At 59.4% G+C, this 4,050-nt stretch carries 2 protein-coding genes and 2 pseudogenes; 2 read left to right on the forward strand and 2 right to left on the reverse strand.

What is annotated here, in order from left to right; translation table 11 throughout:
• Both IVA91_RS18740 and IVA91_RS18745 read right to left on the reverse strand, forming a co-directional pair.
• The coding region (locus tag IVA91_RS18740; RefSeq protein WP_247459052.1) for a recombinase family protein at positions 1-852 on the reverse strand (852 nt) is incomplete at its 3' end.
• A gap of 47 nt (positions 853-899) precedes the next feature.
• Positions 900-1,346 (reverse strand): recombinase family protein, encoded by a 447-nt coding sequence (locus IVA91_RS18745; protein WP_247459053.1) that lies wholly within the window; start codon positions 1,344-1,346, stop codon positions 900-902.
• A gap of 391 nt (positions 1,347-1,737) precedes the next feature.
• Between IVA91_RS18745 and IVA91_RS18750 the strand changes: the two are divergent.
• A pseudogene (locus tag IVA91_RS18750) lies at positions 1,738-2,668 on the forward strand (transposase domain-containing protein).
• Between the two features lie 965 nt (positions 2,669-3,633).
• A pseudogene (locus tag IVA91_RS18755) lies at positions 3,634-3,888 on the forward strand (transposase); the annotation flags it as partial.
• Positions 3,889-4,050 lie beyond the last annotated feature (162 nt).

Genomic DNA, 4,050 nt, shown 5'->3' on the forward strand with positions numbered 1-4,050 from the left:
CCGTCGTGGTGGCGCAGCCGTGGAAAATTTGTCCCATAGCGCTTCCTTCGAATCGTGCGATAAGGATGCACCATCAAAGGCTGGGACTAAACACCTAGTGCGGTTAGGAATGCCTCGCCAACGGCTGCATCGATATGGGCAGCGCGAATGTGTTGGCAGGTTGGCTGACCTTCCTGGGTCCGCAGGTGATTGCATACGTACTCGCCACCGCCCTTGTAGCGGGACGTACATCTTATGACCACACCGTGCGCACCAGGCAATGCCGTGGAACAGGAGCTCGCCATTGCGAGGCGCGCCGCGGGTTTTGATGCGCATGTATTCGGCTCGGTTGTCTCTGATGACGGTTCGGGTTTTTTCACAGATTGGCCAATCGATATAGGCTGGATATCGATCTTTAACGACGATCCGCCACTCCTCCATCGGCCGCGGAGCCTCCTGTGGGAGGGCACCCTCCCGCTTCGGCGGCTGGAAGCGGGTTTGTCCATAGACAAAGGCGCCCGCGTATGCCGGGTTCTTCAAGATCGCCGCGACAGCAGCCAACGTCGCGCGCGTCCAGCACAAATCGCCATACCGATCACGACGCGGCAGTCCCAGGTCACGCTCGTTCAACGCTCGCATGACCTTGGCAACGCTGCGCAGCTGCAGGAACAACTGGAAGACGAGACCGAGCCGCCCTTGCACGGCCATGTCGGGATCCTTAACGACCACGCCGCTTGGGTCCCGCATCAGCCCGATTGGTAGCATAACCGTAAGTTCGCGGCGTTCGGCTTTGGCCAGGAGGCCAGCGGTCAGCCGGCTGCGGATCGTATGTTGTTCAAGCTCGGAGATCGAACCCTTCAGCCCGAGAAGCAAACGTCCCTTCGGAGTGCCCGGATCATAGACGCCATCGCGGTCTGCGATCAGGCACCCACGTAGACCAAGATATCCAGGAGCGGATACCAGTCGGTACAATTCCGCACCAAGCGGGTCACGTCGATCGACAGGATAAGTCCCACTTCACTCAGGCCAACACGGCCAACGAGTTCCTTGAAGCGGTTACGCTGTGCTATAGACGCGGCGCTCAATCCGAGATCGGCATCAATCACGTCGATGGCCGCCTCACGCCATCCGAGTTCGCGGGCGCGCTGGCGAAGCGCGTATTGAAGGCGCAGGCTCTCCTGATTGCTTACGACCTGGTGAGGCGTCGACTGCCGGATGTAGACCACGGCTTTGCGCGCCAAGTGGCTGGTGTGATCAACTCGGACTTCATGAGAGATCTCCGCCAAAATCGCGGCAACGTCTTCGACGATCTGGCGTCGGAGCGCGGGCGTCAGCGTCGACCAAAGATCGGCTGGATCCAGGCTCATGTGCGTCGGGACATTCCGCTGCCAATAAAAGCTCGAGTAGAGCCTCCATACTCAGCTTAATCTGATTTGCTTCTTCTCCATAATACTCGATTGCGGTTGCTTGAATCAGAAGGCTGCTTCCTGTGCGGTACTCAACTTCCTACGAAACAGGAATGCCTCGGCCTGGCTGGCCGATCCTCCTGATCACTCGATATGAGCGACCCCACCAAGGATGGTGGGGATCCATAACCTCGACTATCTCACGAGATGATTCGTCAGACTCACTATCGGGGACATTCCTCAATCCCCTCGCTGCCCGGCATCGACTGGAGGCATCCTCAAGTAACTCAACGTCCAATGCGGATAGTCGTTTTACGTTTGAATCTGCGGCTTGATCTGTTTCAACGGCTTCATGATATCGAAGCCGGACGATCTTCCATCGGACCTTGCGAGTGCCCTGGCGGCGCTGCAGGCCGAGCGTGAAGCGCTACACGCCGAGGCGGTGGCGGCCAGTGCGCGGGCGGAGCTGTCAAACAACGGGGCGCTGATCGCGCATCTGGAGCTGCGGATCGAGAAGCTCAAACGCGATTGTACGGGCCGCGCTCCGAGCGTACGGCACGGATGCTCGAACAGTTGGAGCTGGAGCTCGAGAAGCTGGTTACCACGGCGAGCGAGGATGAGCTTGCCGCGTAGGCTGCAGCAGCAAAAACGCAGAACGTCCCTTCCTTCACGCGCAAGCGGCCGGTGCGCAAGCCGTGGCCGGACGATATCGAACATGAGCGCGTCGCCGTTTAAGCTGCAAAGACTTGCACCTGCTGCGGTGGACCGCGGCTGGCGAAGGTCGGTGAGGATGTGACCAAGACGCTCATTGCAAGAAGATCAGCCAGCCGCCTGCGCCGTTCCATACCACGCCGCGCGGCTTCATTGGTCCGCAACTGCTGGCGACGATCCTGCTCGACAAGTTCGCATGCATATCCCGCTCAACCGCCAGAGTTGCGCTTTAAGGCCGAGGGAATCGATCGCCGCTATCGACGCTGGCCGACCAGATCGGCCACGGGACCTTTGCCGTCATGCCGCTCTTCCACTTGGTCGAGCGTCATGTGCTTGCGGCCGAGCGCCTTAATGGCGACTGTCAATCGGCGTCCAAATTTGACGGGGGGTCAATATTGCAGGCCGAATGACACACGACGTGCCGTCTCAATGACGTTGATCCAAAGGCCTGGCTAGCCGATGTCCTCGCCCGTATCGCCGATCTTCCTAAATCACGGCTCCACGAACTGCTGCCCTGGGAATGGAAGCTCCTGCGCCAAGGCGACCGGCCCGCCGATCAGCAGGCCGCCTGATCTTCACGCAACGCCATCATAGAGCTCGCCGTGCCTGCGCGCATGCGTCAATCACGCGGTCTTCGTCGTATGCGTACTCGCGGCAACCGTGCCGCGATGATGTACGTCGATCGTCACAGCCAAATGAACGAGGTGATCCACAAGCCTGGCTTCACAACGGACGCCGCCAACCAAATAGCTGCTGCGGCGATAATCCATGCGTCGAGCCACGAAACACATCGAGTCGCCACTCGCCACGAGTCTCCGCGAATCCGCGCCTTATTCTCGTCGCTCCAGTTCCACCGACGACCGGCTGCGGTGAAGACCTCAAGCCGCCGCTCCGACCCCGAGCCGGCGGCGGCGCTGGTCCGAGCATGAGAAGCTGAAGATTGTCTTGGAGAGTTTACAGGGGCCGCGCCAGGTCCCGCGGAGCGGTACGGTGTTAGCGCTCATTGCGCCTGCGATGGCGATGGTCGTTTCGGCCTGAGCCGACGGATGCGGCCGATCAACCTGGCTTCGTACCAAGAGCGCTCGGTTAGCACCGTCATCTCTCGGTATAGTGGCCCTGCTCCGCTTGCGAGTTCAATACCAGCGCGCTGAAAACCTTCTCGTTAGTAGCATAAAACGAAACACCAGGAGTCCTGCGTACAAGGCTTGCCCGATTGCTAACCCGATCCAAATTCCGGCCGCCCCCAGTCCGCTCTTCAAACCAAGCATGTACGCTAAACAAAAGCCGATCAGCGAGTTGGCGATTGCAGCGAATATAAGCGGCATTCGGGCGTCCTTAACCCGCGCAAGCTGGCTAACGCAATGTTGCACATAGCAGTGGTCATGAAGCAGATTGCGCCAACCAAAAGGAGATCCGCCGACATTTTGACGGTATTGTCGCATTCATTAGTCGATACGTGAAGAAAGAGCCCAACAATGAGCTGCTGCCGGTTTGATGGACACCGAGATTAGGTGTTTCATGAAGCCGGAGGTGGCCGATGAAGAGACGGAAGTTCAGTCGCGAGTTCAAGATCGAGGCGGTCAAGCTGGTTAGGGAGCGTGGGGTGTGGGTGGCGCAGGCCGGGCGCGACCTGGATGTTCATGAGAACGTTCTGCGCAAATGGGTGAAAGAGTTCGGCTCCGATCCGGTGCAGGCCTTTCCCGGCCACGGGCAGATGAAGCCGGAGCAGCATGAGATCGAGCGGTTGCGCCGTGAGGTCGCCAGGTTGAAGGCCGAGCGGGATATCCTAAAAAACTGTCCAGCGTTGTGGCGCGCCTGCGCGGGGTAGAAACAGCCTTGTGCTATCTTCTTGGCGAGGAGGGTAGCGGCCGTCAGCTTATTGGAGGCAGAATCCCCGTTAAAAAACGTGGTCCATGGGTGCATGCGGACTTGGGAGTGGTGACGCTGCTCCGGC

It is taken from the genome of Bradyrhizobium sp. 153 (assembly GCF_023073835.1).
GTDB lineage: Bacteria > Pseudomonadota > Alphaproteobacteria > Rhizobiales > Xanthobacteraceae > Bradyrhizobium.

Excerpts from the sequence above, each read along its gene's own strand:
- IVA91_RS18745 (WP_247459053.1), bottom strand. The coding sequence starts at position 1,346 with ATGAGCCTGGATCCAGCCGATCTTTGGTCGACGCTGACGCCCGCGCTC.